This window comes from Rhodococcus sp. BH4, assembly GCF_002079265.1.
Lineage (GTDB): Bacteria > Actinomycetota > Actinomycetes > Mycobacteriales > Mycobacteriaceae > Rhodococcus_F > Rhodococcus_F qingshengii.
Genome location: NZ_CP014942.1, coordinates 20,942 through 36,191, shown reverse-complemented (window position 1 = coordinate 36,191; position 15,250 = coordinate 20,942). Strand labels below are relative to the sequence as shown.

Sequence of the window (15,250 nt, the reverse complement as noted above, 5' to 3'; positions counted from 1 at the left end):
AAGTCCCTCTACAGAACTGGAATCATCATGTCGTTCGTCGAATTCATGCGCAGTACTGCCGGACGCGCACTGCGCATCGTGGTGGGAATAGCTCTGATCGTGGTCGCCGTCGTGCTCGGCGGTGTCGGGGGCATCGTGGTGGGAGTGATCGGCGGTGTCTTCGTGCTGACTGGGGTGATCAACGTGTGTCTGCTCGGCCCGTTGTTCTCCGTCGATCTTCGAGGTCGACCCAAGACGTCCTGAACGGGGTGCGCGGGCGGGCAGCTCAGAAATGGGGGATCACCTTGAACGCGGTGTACCCGTCGTTGCTCTGGGCCAATGCGACACCGTTCGAGGTCACTGCTGTCGGCGCCGCACTCGGTGATGTGCCGGTGACGCGGCCGGAGGTCGCATCGATGGCGGTCACCCCCGAGTCCGACGCGCCGTAGACGATGCCGCCGACCAGAGCGAAGCGGTCGGCACCGGGAAATTGATCGGCGGTGAAACCTCGGGTGCCGTACTGCTCGAACAGGACAGCGATTCCGTCGTCGGTGAGGTCTGCGGTGGTGATCATCGTCGCCCCGCTACTGCTGTCGGCGGTCACCACCATCGGACTGCGGCTACCGCTGATCCATCGGATCTCGGCATCGGAGAGGCGATAGACCGCCTGGATCGGTTCGGGACGGGTCGGGATCGTCCATGCCACGACCACTGCATTGCCGGCGGTAGCGACGAATCGTGCGCTCCCGGGGATCGCTGCGGGGGGCGGGGTGAGAGTGTCGGTGGACCAGGCGATGTTGCCGGTATCGGCGGTCACGACATGCGCTGTGTCGCCGTCGACGGTGACCGCGTATCCACCGGATTCGGAGACCGCACCCGCCAGGTCGGTGCGGTGTCCGTCGGTTTCCGAGACGGCGGCGACAGCCACGGGCGCATCCGTTTGCGAGCAGTCGGCGTCGATCAGCAGCCCGGCCCCGGTCAGGCAGCCTGCAGTGGAGACCGGACCCCATACGAGGTCGCCGGTGCGGGTATCGCGGGCGGTCATCGTGGCCGGTGCCCCCGAACCGGAATCATCGATGTCCTCGGTGATCAACAGCTCACGGTTGTGTGTGCTGGTGACCGCGAACTCGTCGCGATCGGCGGGTACGTCCACGCCGAATCGTGGTGTGCCGGCGTCGTCGAGTACCTGCACCCGGTGCGAACCGGATGCGTCCGAGGAGTCGACGACTCCGACGAACCCGTCCTCGACGATGTGAGGCTGCGACAGGAACGGGATCGACCACAGGGCCGTGTCTCCGAAGCCGCCGGCGGCGCGGACGGCGACGACGGGTGCGCCGCCGGATCGGTGCCCGTGACGTCTCGAGCAGGCGAGGAACTGCACCCCGACACCAGCGCGACTGCGCACAGTGCAACGGTCCCGATCACCGCCCCCGCTCTGCCGATGCGGTGCGCACCCATCTATGTGGTGGTGCTGTCTCCGCCGAGTGCCATGATTGCGCTCTGCAGCAGTGCAGTGGCCCGGTCGGCGACCTCGGCCAGGCCCGCTGCATCCGAGAGCCCCACCATCACCTGGGGGTTCATCGCTTCGACGATGGTGCTGCCGCCGTCGGCTCGCACCACCACGTTGCACGGCAGCAGCAACCCCACCTGCCGATCGGTGTCGATCGCAGCCTTCGCCAACTGCGGATTGCAGGCTCCGAGAATGACGTAGCGTTCGATGTCTGCGTCGATCTTGCTCTTCAACGTCGACTGCATGTCGATCTCGGTGAGCACTCCGAACCCCTGTTCGGCGAGTGCCTCACGGGTTGCATCGACAGTTTCCTCGAACGGCATGTCCACTCGGGTACCGATGGCCAATTCGGTCATAGTTCGTTCGGTTCCTTTCGATCGATGGGGGTGGTGGTCACTCACAGTGGTCCGCGTGGGTCCACCGATACTCGATCATGCCGCGCAGGACGCTGCGGTGCAGTCACGCTTGCGCCATCGCACGATCACGGCAGCGGTCAACATCGTCAGTGATACCCCCGCCAGGAACGGCTGGATCGGGGCCCATAGTCCCAGGGCACCCGAGGTGCCGAGCGCAAGCAGCACCAGCTTGTTGCACACCGGACATCCGACGGCGAAGAAGGTCAATGCGACACCGAGGGCGGCGGGTGTGCCGGTCCGCTCGACCCGCGCGGGTTTGTCGATCCCGAACCACAGTGCGGTCAACAGGGCCGTGGCCAGCAGAACCGGAAGCTCCCATGCCCGCACCGGCACTTCACGGCCGAAGACGGGCGTGTCGATGATGTCGGTGGGAATGCCGACCACCAACACGGTGATCACACCGGCGACAGTGCCGCGTGCCGCCCGCATCCCCCAACGCCGGTACCGAGAGAACTGGGCAACCACCTCGTCATCGGAACGGCCTGCGGTTTCGACGTCGAGGCGGTCGGACGTGGCGGGCTCGGTCATCAGCGAGGATCTCCTACGGGTTGTAGTTGTGTGAGTAGGGTGACACTGTGAGGCTATACCCAGATGGGTATCGCTGCCAGTATTGCCGACTGCCGAAAGGTATTGCATGACTTCGACATCTCGCTCCACTCGCCGACGCGACCTTGTGCTCCTGGCCATCGCCGTGGTGGTGGCGGCCGTGCTCGTGGGAGCTCTCGTGCTCGGAACGACAGGTGACGGCGAGCAGTCGGAGGCGGCACCGGACGCCGGGTCGAGCAGCGTGAGCGGCCCGCCGGCGATGGGACCGCTCGGCGATCTGGCGCACCGCGAGCCCGATGATCCGATGGCCCTCGGCGACGTCGAGGCCCCGGTGGTGATGATCGCCTTCTCGGACTTTCGGTGTCCGTTCTGCGCCCAGTTCAGCCGGGAAACCGAGCCGCAGCTGATCGATCGATACGTCGATACCGGCACCCTGCGCATCGAATGGCGAGATCTACCCATTTTCGGGCAACAATCATTCGATGCTGCCCGGGCCGGACGCGCGGCCGCCGCCCAGGGCAAGTTCTGGGAGTTCACCCGCGCCGTCTACGCCGATGCACCCGAGACCGGTCACGCGGACCTGACACTGGAGACGCTGCAAAGCTACGCGCAACAGGCCGGGGTACCGGATCTGGCTCGGTTCACCGCCGACGCCACCGGCACCGCATTCGATGCCGCGATCACCGCCGACTCCACCGAAGCGCAGTCGCTGGGTATCCCGGCCACTCCGGCGTTCTCGATCAACGGTGATCCGGTTCTGGGCGCACAACCGTTCTCGGAATTCGTCGATCTGATCGACACCGCAGCCGGCGCGTAGGGCGGCCCGCGATGTCGCAGATCGGACTTCTCGGAGCATTTCTCGGCGGGCTCCTGGCACTTCTCAGTCCATGCTCGGCCCTGCTGCTCCCTTCCTTCTTCGCGTACGCCTTCGACGGGGCCGGCAAGCTCGCCGGCCGCACCGGGATCTTCTACCTCGGGCTGGCAGCGGTCCTGGTGCCCCTCGGTGCCGGAGTCGGTGCCATCGGCTCGGCGATCACCCGGTATCGCGAGGTCACCACCATGATCGGCGGCGTGGTCATCATCGCACTCGGAGTGATGATCATCGTCGGTCGCGGCTTCGCGCTGGGGTCCGCTCAGAGAGCAGCCGCGCGCATCGACGTCTCCTCCACCGGATCGGTCTTCGCCCTCGGCGCGGTCTACGGGCTCGCAGGGTTCTGCTCGGGACCCCTGCTCGGCGCGGTCCTGACCGTTGCCGTCGCCGGCGGTCAGGCCGCATACGGCGGAGTGCTCATGGCACTCTACGCAGCGGGGATGGTGATACCCCTGTTCGTGCTGGCGCTGGTATGGGACCGATTCTCGCTCGGATCACGAACGTGGTTGCGCGGCAAGGAAATCAGCATAGGACCGCTGAAGACGCATACCACGTCTCTGATATCGGGGGTACTTTTCATCGGTATCGGAGTGCTGTTCCTGCTCACGGAGGGCACAGCGAACCTCGGCGGCGTCATGGGGGTCGACAGTCAGTACTCGCTGCAGGTCTGGATCAGCGATGTGGCCGACGCGGTACCGAACACCGCAGTACTACTGATCGCAGTGCTGATGATCATCGCAGTCCTGACGGTGCGCATCGTCCGTGGTCGAGGCCGTGACACCGCAGCCGAGTCCTCCGAGCTCGGTGAACGCGAGAACCGAACGCCCTGAGACGATGTGCCTACGACACTGGAGCGGGGATGTGATGTCAGGCGTAGAGCTGTGACCACCCATCTCGCTGACGTCGAGCGAGATGGAGCACTACAGCGGGAACCACTTCGACACCCATCAGCAGATCGTCGTCACCGAGCCCTCTGCCCTCCAGACTGTTGCGGCATGCTTTCACCGTGATGGAGGCCGAATCGATCAACGCCCGCATCTCCAGGGAAATATCCGAACAGCGCAGGGCCGCATCGAGACCCGGTCCGAAGCACACGACTTCGATCGTCACCGGCTCGGTCGCAGCATCGAGAAGGTTGTGGATCGCCCGCACCACCACGGTGGGTGTGGTGTTGACGGCGAACACCACACGCAGGGGAGTCGGATGATCGGTCACGTGAAAGTTCCGCTCTTCAGATCACGGTGAGCTGCGGCGCCCCACGGCTGTGCATGGAGAAGAACATCGATGGCCCGACCCTCGCCGACAGGGCGGACCAGATGTTCCAGCTCGTGGACCTGCAATCCGCTCGCGGCGCGGGCGAGGTCGTCGATGGCGGGCAGGATCGACGGATCCGGCGGGCCCCCGACTCCGTGAGTGAAGTTATCGAGCGCATGACCGAGATACAACAGCCGTCCACCCGGTGCGAGCCAACTTCCTGCACCGGCAATGACGGCAACCAACTCGTCGACCGGTAGATGCAGGAAAGCCGATGGCCACCAGATCCACCGGGCCGGGCGGCTCCCAGGCCCGCACGTCGGCAACGGTGTAGTCGATCGACCGGTCCTCCCCGCCGCTGCGTGCGAGTTCGATTGCCACAGAAGAAAAATCGACAGCATTCACCGTCCACCCCGCGTCGCCCAACCATCGAGCGTGGCGCCCGTTCCCGCACCCCAGATCGACCGCCCGGCCAGGGGGCAGCTCCGCAAACCGCGCAGACAGGGCAGCCGCCGGGGCCGACCCCCACGGATGCTCGACGCTGCTGTACCGAGCATCCCAGTCCGACGAATTCACTGATTCACGCCTTTCCACCGCTGACCACCGCAGGGTCGGACAACCCCACGCGTCGACGAAGCTGTGACTCACTGCACTGTACCCCGGGGGGTAACAGCGCGAACGAGTGCCCTGGTCAGGGCTGCGCGGTCAACCGCAGATAAGGCTTCAAGGTTCGATATCCGGGGAACCGTGTTGTTGCCTCGTCGTCGGAAACGCCCAGTCCGATGATCACGTCTTGACCCGGCTGCCAATCGGCGGGCGTAGCCACTGGCTGACCGTAGGTCAGTTGCAAGCTGTCGATCGCGCGCAGAATTTCCGTGAAGTTGCGGCCGGTGGACATCGGGTAAGTGAGGATCAGCTGTACCGACTTGTCCGGGGCGATGACGAACACCGAACGTACGGTGGCCGCCGCGCTGGCGCTCGGGTGAATCATGTCGTAGAGCTCGGAGACTGCGCGATCGGTGTCTGCGATCATCGGGAAATTCACTGCTGTGCCTTGCGTTTGACCGACATCGCCTTCCCATGCCAGATGCGAATCCACCGAGTCCACAGAGAGGCCGAGTAGCTTGACTCCACGTCGGTCGAACTCAGGTTTCAGCCGCGCTGCCGCACCGAGTTCGGTTGTGCATACGGGCGTGAAGTCACCGGGGTGGGAGAACAGCATTCCCCACGAGTCTCCCAGCCATTCGTGGAAGGAGATCGTTCCTGTGGTCGTAGCGGCGGTGAAATCTGGAGCTGTATCGCCCAATCGAATACTCATCGGTGCATCCTCTCAATAATGGTAGATCCTAAATAATCGATCATCTATGATGGTACATGTGAAAGTCCCCTCGGAGTCGACGGATACTCGGTCAAAGACAGGGCAGGGCGTCACGGTGACCGGTCTGCCCGAACAAATCAAAGATCTGCTGTGGGAACGAATAGCCGATGGCACGTACCCGCCAGGAGATCGGTTGATCGAGACGCGGATCGCTCGTGAGCTCGGCGTGAGCCAAGGTCCCGTCCGTGAAGCTCTTCGGCAGTTGGCCGGAATGGGCCTGGTGGTCTTCGAAGCGCACCGCGGGTGCCGAGTCAGACGGGTCGACCAGGACGAGCTCGATGAGGTGTCAGTGGTGCGCGCCGCACTGGAAGAGACAGCAGCACGACTGGCAGCCGGTCGCGGCATGGCGGTGGACCGCATTGCCGATGAAGTCGACGGTATGCGCTCCGCCGCCGTCACCGCGAACCGTCGAGCATGGGTCGCGCACGCTATGGCATTCCATCGGCTCGTCGTCGCGGCCTCCGGCAACAGCACACTGCTGTCGACGTGGGAGCATCTGTCGATCGAAGGTCGAACCGCTCAACTCGTATTGGCACCAGGATTCGACATGGGTGCCAGCACGGAACAGCACCAAGTAATACTCGAAGCGCTCGGTGCGGGCGATGCCGAAAGGGCCGCTCGGCTGTCCCGCGAACACGAAGAGACCTTCATCCGCGGTGACCCCACGTCAGATTGAGCGGAAGGGCGCGACCACAACGACCGCAGCTGCCTCTGCTTCGCGGCCCGTCACCTATCCAAACGGCGTGGCCGGTTCGGTGGATTCGGACGTCAGGCGACGCTATGCGTGATCCACATCTAGCGTTGGTGACGGTGTATGAAACCCGTGCTCAGTTATGCGAAAAACCGAACGAACCCGAACCACGCCCCGGCGGTAAACGCGCCCAGTCACCGGATGATTCCGTAGCACTCGCTCACTCTGTGAATCGCACCGGCGAGTCCGGAGACTTACTGATTTGAGAACTCCGCAATTCGCGTAGTTCTGTGTTCACCGTAGTAGAACGCCTCGAGTTCGGCAGGAGGCACATCCCCACAATGCTCGTAGAGTCGCCGGTGGTTGAACCAGTCCACCCACTCCAACGTCGCGATCTCCACATGCTCGACCGTTCGCCACGGCCCACGAGGTTTGATCAACTCGGTCTTGTACAACCCGTTGATCGTCTCGGCGAGAGCATTGTCGTAACTCGACCCAGTCGCCCCGATCGAGGCATCGATACCCACCTCAATGAGCCTGTCGGTGAACGTAATTGACGTATATTGGGCGTATTCAACCGGTCGTCGCAACAGTGTGTTGTTGTGCAGATCGTAGCAATTCTTCGAATACCTCCGCGGGGGTGCGCCAATCAAGGATTCCTCGGGGGCGGTTGTTGATCACGTTCGCCACTGCGGTGATCTCCGCGGAATTCCATCGGGAAAGGTCGGTCCCCTTCGGAAAATACTGGCGTAGCAAACCGTTGAGATGCTCATTGCTGCCTCGCTGCCATGGGCTCTTGGCATCAGCGAAATATACTGGGACACCGGTCTGTTCGGTGAAGAGTGCGTGAGCTGAGAGTTCCTTGCCTCGATCCCATGTCAAAGACCGCCTGAGGGTTTTCGGTAGAGGGGTGACGGCCTTGGCCAGGGCGTCTTTCATGGTCAAGGCGCCGTAACCGGCCAGTGCTGGGCCGTTTTTCCTCGGGGGAATCATCCCGTATCCTTTTTGGCGAGGGAGATGGACGAGCACCGCGTAGCGGGAGGTGCGCTCGATCAATGTCGCTACCGCAGAACGCTTCAGTCCGATGATTAAGTCGCCCTCCCAGTGGCCGGCGAGTTTACGATCAGCGACCTCTTTCGGACGTTTAGCCAGCACGGTGTCTGCAGTGACATGAGCCCACGTTTGCTGGCGTGCACGCGATCTGGGCATTCGTTTGGTCCTGCCTCGCCGTAGATGCCAGGATTGCATTCGCTCCAACCCGCCACGGCTTTCGATGTAAAGAGCCTGGTAAATCGCCTCGGCTGAGATCCTCATCGATTCGTCATCGGGGAAATCGAGCGGCAGCCGTTTCGAGATCTGCTCGGGGCTCCACCCCGTCACCCACGCCCGATCTCCGCGATGGGGTTTGTTCTTCCCATCCCAAGACGGACCGTCAGGACCTACGACTTTCCCTGTGGTGGTGTGGACCTCACCGCTGAGCCTGTCCTGCACGTACTCACGCAATCGACCGTTGATGACCATTTTGGCGACCCTGGGCCTGCGAGCACGACGCTCGGCATGCCATTGAGCTGTCGATGCTTTGTACTCGAGTCGGTAGGTTCGCGTTGACGCGTTCCTGCGCAGCTCCCGCGAGATCGTCGACGGGCTGCGGCCCAGACGGCGAGCAATTTGTCGGACTCCTTCGCCTTGCGCACGCCAAAGCGCGATGTCCTCACGCTCGGACGAGGAGATGTACCGTCCAGAAACACTAGGGGGCAGTTGCGGATTCACTCCACCAGCATGCTTGAACCAACGATGAGCGACCGGCTCTGACACTCCGGCGGTAATCCCCGCGTCAACGGTTTTCGCTCCACCGGCGATCGCGATCCAGAAGCGAACCCGGTCTTCACGCCAGGCTATTGTCGGTCGCCCTGGTGAAGCGATCTGTCCTCGATATTCCCGGACTCGTTTCTGCCTCTCGATGGCTCTCATCGAACACCTCTATCGGGTAGGTGTTGCGACGACCGGTTGAATACGCCTTGCGACCCGCGGTCGTTGTGGTGAATGAGCCCGGCCAGTTCGGTAATCCCTTCTCGGCGTCGAGTCCAGATCGCGTGCTCGATCGCATCGAGTACCAACGGTGTCGCCATCGTCGTCGCAGTCCTCCAACCCAGAATCCGCCGTGAATACGCATCGATCACGAACGCGACGTACACCCAACCCGACCACGTCGAAACATAGGTAAAGTCGGCTACCCACAACACATTTGGCGCAACCGGGTTGAACTTTCGCTGCACCAGATCGTCCGCCCGACGGCCTTGTGGATCTGCGATAGTGGTCCGTTTCGCCTTGCCTCGACGTGCACCTTCGAGCCCGAGGACACCCATCAACCGTTCGACCGTGCACCGTGCCACGTCGATGCCTTCTCGACGCATTTCCAGCCACACCTTCCGGGCTCCGTAGACCGAATAATTCTCGGCATGTACACGGCTGACCGCGGCTTTGAGCTCTTCGTCGCGCAGAGCCCGCCGAGATGCGGAACGATTGCGCGCGTCGTAGTAGGTGGACGGCGCAATTGAGCAGCCATGCTCGCTGAGCACCCTGCACATCGGCTCGACGCCGTACTCACTCTTGTATCGGTTGATGAAGTCGATGATCACTTGTTGTTGCGGTCGAGCTCCGCTGCGAAGAAAACCGATGCCGAATTCAGGATCTCGTTGGCGCGCTTGAGTTCCCGATTCTCGGCTCGAAGTTTGCGCATCTCCGCTGCCATTTCGCTCGTCACACCGGGACGTTCGCCGGCGTCGGTCTGAGCTCTCCGGACCCAGTTGAGCAGCGTTTGCGCTGTTCCGATGCCGAGTTTGTCAGCGACGGATTCGACTGCGGCCCACTCGGACGGGTACTCGTGTTGGACTTCTGCGACCATCCGCACTGCCCGCTCACGCAGTTCGGGCGGGTACCTCTTGTTCGTTGCTGAGGACATGACTCCATCTTTCCCAAAGGATGAAGTCTCCGGAAACTCCGGTTCGATTCACTGATTCCGTTGTCGGCGAGAGGCTGCTCGCTTCGTTAGCGAGATTTGTGGACATCACTCTTTAAGCTATGTCGACTTAGTCGACCCTCTAGTGCAGTCCACTTCTGGCATAGTGCAGCCGTCTTCTGAAACTGACATCAGTCGCGCCCAGACGCCCGTTCTTAACCGTCCGGTATGACGACGGTCAAAACGAACACCCAAACCGGCAGGAGGGCGCTCATCGTGTTTCGGATAAGAAGTGATCGTTGATCTTCTTGTTGGTGGTGTGCGTATGTGACTCCGGAAGAGAAGTTGTGGAAGCGTCACGGCGCTCGGTGGCCGTAACAATGCTGGCTTTGCCGGATCGTCGATGTCCTCGACGTCGACGACACATCGACGACCGTCCTGCCTTACCTCGAACGCCGCGAAGCGCTCGTCAACCTCGGCCTTCAGCACCCACGCATCAAGGTCCCACCACACCAACAACGCGCAGGACGGCTGCGCTGAGTCGCCGTCCACTACAGCATGCTTGCTACGACACCGGGCTCTGCGGGTCCGCGACACTTTTTGTTCTGACCGACTGGCCCAGGTCTTCGGTTACCGCGTTCTGTGCTCGGCCGGAGTGGTTGATGCCGCGCCTATTCGGTGGGTGGTGAGGAAGTTGTCGACGAGTCGGGTGCAATCGTCGTGGTCGATGGTGCGCAGTCCGGTGAGGTGTGCGAAGACGATCGGGCCGAGGAGTTCGATGAGGGCGAAGGTGGTGTCGAGTTCGCCGAGCATGGCACGGGCGTCGGGGCTGGTGAGGATGTAGTCGAAGGGTTGGCGGTATTGCTCTATGATGCGGGCGCGTAGCGAGGTGATCGCGGCCGGATCGGGGCGGCGGGCGGGGTCGGTGTGGGCGTCGCCAAGGGACCCCATGGCCAGCCATGCCAGGGTGGTCATCTGTACTGGGGCCTGTTCGATGAGGTCGGATTCGGTGGTGAGCAGTGCGATCAGCCGCTCGCGCACGGGTCCGGTGCCGGAAGGGGTGTCGACGTGAGGGAGTAGCCGTTCGAAGGTTGCCGCGAGCAGGTGATTGGTGCTACCGAAGTGTCGGTATAGAGTCGCGCGCGCGACCCTCGACATGCGGGTGACGGCTTCGACAGTGACCGCTTCGACGCCACCGGTGGACAGCAGATGGGTGGCCGCATCGAGTAACCGGTTGCGTGAGCGTGCTAGCCGCGGATCGGCCTGCTCGTCGACTGCGGTGAGTGAGTCGGTCGTGGCGTGGTCCGGGGCGGTCATGGGAGCGCGCTCCTCCGATTCGTCTCGTTCAGCCCTGGGCGTATGTGTCGACTCTATCCCGAGCCCCCACCACTATGATACGAATGGTCTCGTACCGAGACTGTTGGTCTTTGAGTTGGGAGGCGCCGGTGGACACACCTGGGACGGGCGCTGTTGAGATCGACCGGTGGACCAGGGCCGAGTGGTGGATGCTGACGGTGTCGTGCCTGGCGGTGGCGCTGGTGGTCGCGGCCATGGCGGCGTTGTACTCGGCGTTGCCGCAGATCGCGGTCGAGACCGGGGCGACGCAAGCCCAGTTGACCTGGATCGTCGACGGTTACACGCTGGTGCTGGCGTGTCTTGTGCTGCCTGCCGGAGCAATCGGTGACCGTTACGGGCGTCGCGGTGTGCTGGTCACGGGGCTGCGGTATTCTCTCTCCCGGCCCCGCCACCAGCCGCTCACATGTACCACACGCGCACGCTCACGTCTACCACACGCGCAGGCCGTAAACTCGTCTCCCTGAGCATGGATCTGACAAACTGGTTCCGGTCGCGCCGTGCAAGCGAGTCGGCGCCCGACCTGCGAAGCCTAGGAAAGGCTGCGCTGACACTGCGACTCCGATCGATTGAGGTGGTTCGGTCGGGTTCAACTCCCGAGACTTTGAGCCCTTCTGGTGGGGGGTAGGGGAGGGCTCATCTGGTTGCCACCTTTAAACTCGATAGCCCGCGGAAGGATAGCCCGGTACGCCAGCGAGGCTGTTCGACGAGCTGGAGACCGGGAAAACGAGCCACCAGGATCGGGAACAGTAGGGATCCTTCGAGCCGGGCCAGCGGCGCGCCGAGACAGAAGTGAATGCCGGCGCCGAACGACAACGGTGGGACTCCGGTTCGGGTGATGTCGAGCTTATCCGGGTCACAAAATCGGTCCGGATCTCTGTTGGCCGCCCCGAGCAAGGTCAATACGATCTGACCGGGATGTAGATCGACTCCTGCCAGCCGTGTCGGCTCGAGCACCGTGCGCCCGTTGGTCTGGACGGGGGAGTCGTAACGCAACAATTCTTCGACGGCATTGCTCGCCAAGTCGGGCCTGGCACCCAGTTCGCGCATTTGGTCGGGGTGAGCGAGCAGCGCGGCGACGCCGTTGCCGATGAGGTTTGTGGTGGTTTCGAACCCTGCGGCGAACAACAGAATCGCGGTGCCGACGCATTCGTCGTCATCCAGGATGTCGTCGCCGTGCGCGACGGCGAGTCGGCTGAGTAGGTCATCGGCGGGGCGGGCGCGTTTGACCGCCAACAGGTCAGCGAAATACATGGCAAGTTGGTTCTCGGCTTCACAGGCGGCGGTCAGAGCCTCAACATTGGCTCCGGGTTCCAGTGAGGCGAGCAGGGCACGCACCAATGGCGCGGCAACTGCCCGATCGGCCGCGGGAACTCCCAGAAGTTCGCCTATCACATTCACAGGCAGCGGGAGCGCCAGATCGGTGATGATGTCGACGAAGACCTGTACCTCCATGACGTTAAGTAGGTGATGGATCTGTGTGATGATGCGGCTGCGCAACTCGTCAATGTGTCGAGGGGTGAACACGTCGGCCACCAGTCGACGCAGCCGGTGATGGTCAGGGGGGTTACGGAACAGCATGGTGCGCCGGAATCGATGCATGGCCCGACGTTGCAGCTCGTCAGGGATCTCGGACAAGCCGAAGCCCAGCGACTCGTCGGCCTTGCCGAGTCTGCGGTCGCGGAGCGCCGCCGCGCAATCGTCGTAGCGACTCAATACCAGCACCCCCGATCGCGTAACCAAGACGGGGCGCGTCTCTCGCAGCCGTCGGAACGCTTCGTAAGGTCCGGCTGCGCCGTGATCGGTGAGTAAGGCGTCCAGGAGCAGTTCCCTCTCGGTCGGTACATTCATGCTTGCCTCTTAGTATTCGCCTGTGACTGCAGGAAATGTTCGACGTCGACCAGGATGAACAGGGCGGTCGCCGTGGTGACCGATCGACCCTCTATATCCTCGATCCTGGCCGCGAGATTCAATTTCCGGCCATCGCGAGACCGTGTATCGGCGTGCAGGGTGTAAGGCGTGGCAAGCAGAACCGGCGCGAGGTAGTCGAGTTCGAGACGGCGCGTCACGCCGAGTTCTCCGACCGTGTAGAGCAGGAAACCGAAAAGATCGTCGATTACGGTCGCCACCGCGCCGCCGTGTGCTATCCTGGGCGCCCCTACGTGACGTTGGTCGAAGAGGTGGTGAGCAACGACGCCGTCTCGGCAACGCCGTACCGACAGGTAATGCCCGTGCGGGTTCGTCGGCCCGCACCCAAGACAGTTGGGGTGGTGGGGTGGCAACTCAGGCGAGCTAGATTCTTCCAGCGGCCGGAATGAGCGCACCCAGTCCTCCATGTCTGGGTCGACCGACCCCCCGACCGCATCCGAAGCTTTGCCCATGGTCCGACCTTCCTGTCGATGAAACCGCGCTTAATGCCGGTCTCGAGTGTGACCGTTATGCAAATACACCTGAGCGCACTCCGGAGAGTGCGGTGGCAGCCCTTCGCTCAACTCCACGTTGGTCAGGCGAGGTGTCCCGCCCAACGGGAGATCACGACCCCATCTCCTTCACCAGTGCCGTAGTCTGCGATGGACGCCGGTGTCGTGAAAAACTTCCCGCCCCGCGTTCCATCTGCCTCGTCCTATTCAGAACTCCGGTTGGAAAAAAATTTCCTAGATTTCGATGACAGCTAGCTCTCCTTCGGCGTGCAGGGAGCGTAGGCGCTTCTTGTCGAACTTGCCGACTGAGGTCTTGGGCACCTCGGAGATGAAGCACCAACGCTCGGGCAGCCACCACTTGGCGACCTTGCCGTCGAGGAAGTCGCGCAGACTAGCAGGTGTGGGCTCGCGGCCCTCACGTGGAACGATCACCGCGAGGGGGCGTTCTTGCCACTTCTCGTCCGGCACTCCGATCACAGATGCCTCGAGCACGTCTGGATGACCGGCAAGCAGCAGTTCGAGCTCGACCGAGGAGATCCACTCCCCGCCGGACTTGATCACGTCCTTGGCGCGGTCGGTCAGCGTCACGAAATTGCGTGCATCGATCCGCCCGACGTCGCCGGTGCGTAACCACCCTTCCTGAAACTTCTCACTGTCATGCTCCTCGCCGACGTACGAGCCGGTAATCCAGGGCCCGCGTGCTTGCAACTCACCGACCGCTTCGCCGTCGTGCGGGAGCTTATTGCCCTCGTCGTCGACAATCCTCAGCTCCACCCCTGCAACCGGGCGGCCTTGGGTGGCGCGCAGGCGCCAGCGCTCCTGCACATCGAGCGATACCGGTGGGCGTGCGATGGCGGCCAGCGGCGAGGTTTCGGTCATTCCCCATGCCTGGACGACCTGCACGCCGTACCTCTCCTCGAAGGCCTCCATCAGGTGAAGGGGTACTGCGGAACCACCGCAGGCGACCAGACCGAGAGAGGAGATGTCATAGCTGGAGTTTGCCTCCAAGAAGTTTAAGACGTCATTCCAGATCGTCGGAACTGCGCCCGCGACGGTCGGCCTCTGCGCGTCGATGAGCCGCACCAGCGGCTCAGCCTGCAGGAACCTGTCAGGCATGAGTAGGTCGGCGCCCGACATAAGGGCGGCATAGACTAGTCCCCAAGCGTTGGCGTGGAACATCGGCACGATGGCAAGGATCCGATCATCGCAGCTGACTCGCAGTCCGTCGGCGGCGCAGGCCGCCATCGAATGCAAGTACGTCGACCGGTGGCTGTAGGCGACCCCTTTGGGGTTGCCGGTGGTACCCGAGGTATAACACATAGCGGCTGCGGACTGCTCATCGAGATCAGGCCAGTCGAACGTATCGGACTGAGAGGCGAGGAACTCCTCGTACCCCACGACCCTGACCCCGTCACGGTGCAGCGGGGTAAGGTCCACTTCGCCGGTCACGACGACGGTGTGCACGCTGGTGAGCTGCAGCAGTACAGGGGCCAGCAAGGGCAGCAGGCTTCCATCGAGAATTACGACCTGATCCTCGGCGTGGTTGCCGATGTAGACAAGTTGATCAGGGGTGAGACGTAGGTTCAGGGTGTGCAGCACTGCGCCCATCGAGGGCACCGCACAGTAGGCCTCAACATGCTCCTGGTTGTTCCACATAAAGGTCGCAACACGCTCATCGCCTGTGATCCCGCAACCGCGCAATGCGTTGGCCAACTGTGCGGCTCTCCGTCCGACTTCGGCGAAAGTGCCGACCTTAACGCTCCCGTCGGACTGCAAGGTCCGTACGGTTGCCGAGCTATGCACACTCGAACCGTGGCGCAGAATCGCCGCAGTTGTCAAGGGAAAGTTCATCATCGTGCTCTGCATACCATTC

16 protein-coding genes, 3 pseudogenes and 1 other annotated feature are annotated in these 15,250 nt (G+C 62.7%); of the genes and pseudogenes, 5 read left to right on the top strand and 14 right to left on the bottom strand.

Going from position 1 to position 15,250, the window contains the following annotated elements; all coding sequences use genetic code 11:
• The first annotated feature begins 27 nt into the window (after positions 1 to 27).
• Entirely contained in the window at positions 28 to 243 is a 216-nt protein-coding gene (locus A0W34_RS29490; protein WP_006898201.1) for a YgaP-like transmembrane domain, read from the top strand.
• 22 nt (positions 244 to 265) lie between these two features.
• Here A0W34_RS29490 and A0W34_RS29485 read toward each other — a convergent pair whose 3' ends face one another.
• The 3 genes from A0W34_RS29485 to A0W34_RS29475 all read right to left on the bottom strand — a co-directional run bounded on the left by A0W34_RS29485 (position 266) and on the right by A0W34_RS29475 (position 2,433).
• A complete protein-coding gene (locus A0W34_RS29485; RefSeq protein ID WP_231917489.1) occupies positions 266 to 1,384 on the bottom strand; it encodes a hypothetical protein in 1,119 nt (372 codons plus the stop codon).
• Positions 1,385 to 1,437: 53 nt separating this feature from the next.
• Positions 1,438 to 1,845, bottom strand: a complete 408-nt coding sequence (locus A0W34_RS29480) for a DUF302 domain-containing protein (protein ID WP_042925972.1) — start codon at positions 1,843 to 1,845, stop codon at positions 1,438 to 1,440.
• A gap of 75 nt (positions 1,846 to 1,920) precedes the next feature.
• On the bottom strand, positions 1,921 to 2,433 hold the full coding sequence (locus A0W34_RS29475) for a hypothetical protein (protein WP_042925971.1): 513 nt from the start codon (positions 2,431 to 2,433) through the stop codon (positions 1,921 to 1,923).
• 106 nt (positions 2,434 to 2,539) lie between these two features.
• Between A0W34_RS29475 and A0W34_RS29470 the strand changes: the two genes are divergently transcribed.
• Both A0W34_RS29470 and A0W34_RS29465 read left to right on the top strand, forming a co-directional pair.
• Positions 2,540 to 3,268, top strand: coding sequence for a DsbA family protein (locus A0W34_RS29470; RefSeq protein WP_042925970.1), 729 nt, complete (start codon positions 2,540 to 2,542; stop codon positions 3,266 to 3,268).
• An 11-nt stretch (positions 3,269 to 3,279) separates the two neighbouring features.
• Positions 3,280 to 4,152, top strand: a complete 873-nt coding sequence (locus A0W34_RS29465; protein WP_042925969.1) for a cytochrome c biogenesis CcdA family protein — start codon at positions 3,280 to 3,282, stop codon at positions 4,150 to 4,152.
• 37 nt (positions 4,153 to 4,189) lie between these two features.
• Here the strand turns inward: A0W34_RS29465 and A0W34_RS29460 are convergent, their stop codons facing one another.
• The 4 genes from A0W34_RS29460 to A0W34_RS29450 all read right to left on the bottom strand — a co-directional run bounded on the left by A0W34_RS29460 (position 4,190) and on the right by A0W34_RS29450 (position 5,894).
• The gene (locus A0W34_RS29460; RefSeq protein ID WP_042925967.1) at positions 4,190 to 4,537 is read right to left on the bottom strand and encodes a DsrE family protein; all 348 of its coding nucleotides are present in this window, start codon (positions 4,535 to 4,537) and stop codon (positions 4,190 to 4,192) included.
• Entirely contained in the window at positions 4,534 to 4,767 is a 234-nt protein-coding gene (locus A0W34_RS33770) for a hypothetical protein (RefSeq protein ID WP_306670234.1), read from the bottom strand. Before A0W34_RS33770 ends, A0W34_RS29460 begins: the two co-directional genes overlap by 4 nt.
• The gene (locus A0W34_RS29455; RefSeq protein ID WP_308216554.1) at positions 4,742 to 5,152 is read right to left on the bottom strand and encodes a class I SAM-dependent methyltransferase; all 411 of its coding nucleotides are present in this window, start codon (positions 5,150 to 5,152) and stop codon (positions 4,742 to 4,744) included. The genes A0W34_RS33770 and A0W34_RS29455 overlap by 26 nt, the downstream gene beginning before the upstream one ends.
• 115 nt (positions 5,153 to 5,267) lie before the next feature.
• Positions 5,268 to 5,894, bottom strand: coding sequence for a peroxiredoxin (locus A0W34_RS29450; protein ID WP_042926436.1), 627 nt, complete (start codon positions 5,892 to 5,894; stop codon positions 5,268 to 5,270).
• A 58-nt stretch (positions 5,895 to 5,952) separates the two neighbouring features.
• On the opposite strand from A0W34_RS29450, the gene A0W34_RS29445 reads away from it, so the two are divergent.
• On the top strand, positions 5,953 to 6,630 hold the full coding sequence (locus A0W34_RS29445) for a GntR family transcriptional regulator (RefSeq protein ID WP_167349920.1): 678 nt from the start codon (positions 5,953 to 5,955) through the stop codon (positions 6,628 to 6,630).
• 269 nt (positions 6,631 to 6,899) lie between these two features.
• Here the strand turns inward: A0W34_RS29445 and A0W34_RS29440 are convergent.
• From A0W34_RS29440 to A0W34_RS29420, 4 genes and pseudogenes are all read right to left on the bottom strand, one after another.
• Positions 6,900 to 7,214: pseudogene (locus A0W34_RS29440) on the bottom strand (integrase core domain-containing protein); the annotation flags it as partial.
• Between the two features lie 4 nt (positions 7,215 to 7,218).
• A complete protein-coding gene (locus A0W34_RS29435) occupies positions 7,219 to 8,616 on the bottom strand; it encodes an IS30 family transposase (protein ID WP_051649791.1) in 1,398 nt (465 codons plus the stop codon).
• A pseudogene (locus A0W34_RS29430) lies at positions 8,616 to 9,607 on the bottom strand (IS3 family transposase); the annotation flags it as partial. The pseudogene A0W34_RS29430 and the gene A0W34_RS29435, both read right to left, overlap by 1 nt.
• Positions 9,192 to 9,320, bottom strand: a sequence feature (AL1L pseudoknot). (Overlaps the previous pseudogene by 129 nt.)
• A gap of 627 nt (positions 9,608 to 10,234) precedes the next feature.
• Positions 10,235 to 10,921, bottom strand: coding sequence for a TetR/AcrR family transcriptional regulator (locus A0W34_RS29420; RefSeq protein ID WP_042926433.1), 687 nt, complete (start codon positions 10,919 to 10,921; stop codon positions 10,235 to 10,237).
• A 128-nt stretch (positions 10,922 to 11,049) separates the two neighbouring features.
• On the opposite strand from A0W34_RS29420, the pseudogene A0W34_RS29415 reads away from it, so the two are divergent.
• A pseudogene (locus tag A0W34_RS29415) lies at positions 11,050 to 11,325 on the top strand (MFS transporter); the annotation flags it as partial.
• A 268-nt stretch (positions 11,326 to 11,593) separates the two neighbouring features.
• Here the strand turns inward: A0W34_RS29415 and A0W34_RS29410 are convergent.
• From A0W34_RS29410 to A0W34_RS29400, 3 genes are all read right to left on the bottom strand, one after another.
• Positions 11,594 to 12,808, bottom strand: coding sequence for a cytochrome P450 (locus tag A0W34_RS29410; RefSeq protein ID WP_003942419.1), 1,215 nt, complete (start codon positions 12,806 to 12,808; stop codon positions 11,594 to 11,596).
• Positions 12,805 to 13,338: a PaaI family thioesterase gene (locus A0W34_RS29405; protein ID WP_003942418.1), complete on the bottom strand. Its 534-nt coding sequence runs from the start codon at positions 13,336 to 13,338 to the stop codon at positions 12,805 to 12,807. The genes A0W34_RS29410 and A0W34_RS29405 overlap by 4 nt, the downstream gene beginning before the upstream one ends.
• A 273-nt stretch (positions 13,339 to 13,611) precedes the next feature.
• Positions 13,612 to 15,243, bottom strand: a complete 1,632-nt coding sequence (locus A0W34_RS29400; RefSeq protein ID WP_003942422.1) for a fatty acid--CoA ligase — start codon at positions 15,241 to 15,243, stop codon at positions 13,612 to 13,614.
• Positions 15,244 to 15,250 lie beyond the last annotated feature (7 nt).

What these genes read in the sequence shown, in the direction of transcription:
- A0W34_RS29470 (WP_042925970.1), top strand. Translation starts at nt 2,540, where the DNA reads ATGACTTCGACATCTCGCTCCACTCGCCGACGCGACCTTGTGCTCCTG.
- A0W34_RS29410 (WP_003942419.1), bottom strand. Translation starts at nt 12,808, where the DNA reads ATGAATGTACCGACCGAGAGGGAACTGCTCCTGGACGCCTTACTCACC.
- A0W34_RS29435 (WP_051649791.1), bottom strand. Translation starts at nt 8,616, where the DNA reads ATGAGAGCCATCGAGAGGCAGAAACGAGTCCGGGAATATCGAGGACAG.
- A0W34_RS29475 (WP_042925971.1), bottom strand. Translation starts at nt 2,433, where the DNA reads ATGACCGAGCCCGCCACGTCCGACCGCCTCGACGTCGAAACCGCAGGC.
- A0W34_RS29465 (WP_042925969.1), top strand. Translation starts at nt 3,280, where the DNA reads ATGTCGCAGATCGGACTTCTCGGAGCATTTCTCGGCGGGCTCCTGGCA.
- A0W34_RS29490 (WP_006898201.1), top strand. Translation starts at nt 28, where the DNA reads ATGTCGTTCGTCGAATTCATGCGCAGTACTGCCGGACGCGCACTGCGC.
- A0W34_RS29480 (WP_042925972.1), bottom strand. Translation starts at nt 1,845, where the DNA reads ATGACCGAATTGGCCATCGGTACCCGAGTGGACATGCCGTTCGAGGAA.
- A0W34_RS29400 (WP_003942422.1), bottom strand. Translation starts at nt 15,243, where the DNA reads ATGCAGAGCACGATGATGAACTTTCCCTTGACAACTGCGGCGATTCTG.
- A0W34_RS29420 (WP_042926433.1), bottom strand. Translation starts at nt 10,921, where the DNA reads ATGACCGCCCCGGACCACGCCACGACCGACTCACTCACCGCAGTCGAC.
- A0W34_RS29405 (WP_003942418.1), bottom strand. Translation starts at nt 13,338, where the DNA reads ATGGGCAAAGCTTCGGATGCGGTCGGGGGGTCGGTCGACCCAGACATG.
- A0W34_RS29450 (WP_042926436.1), bottom strand. Translation starts at nt 5,894, where the DNA reads ATGAGTATTCGATTGGGCGATACAGCTCCAGATTTCACCGCCGCTACG.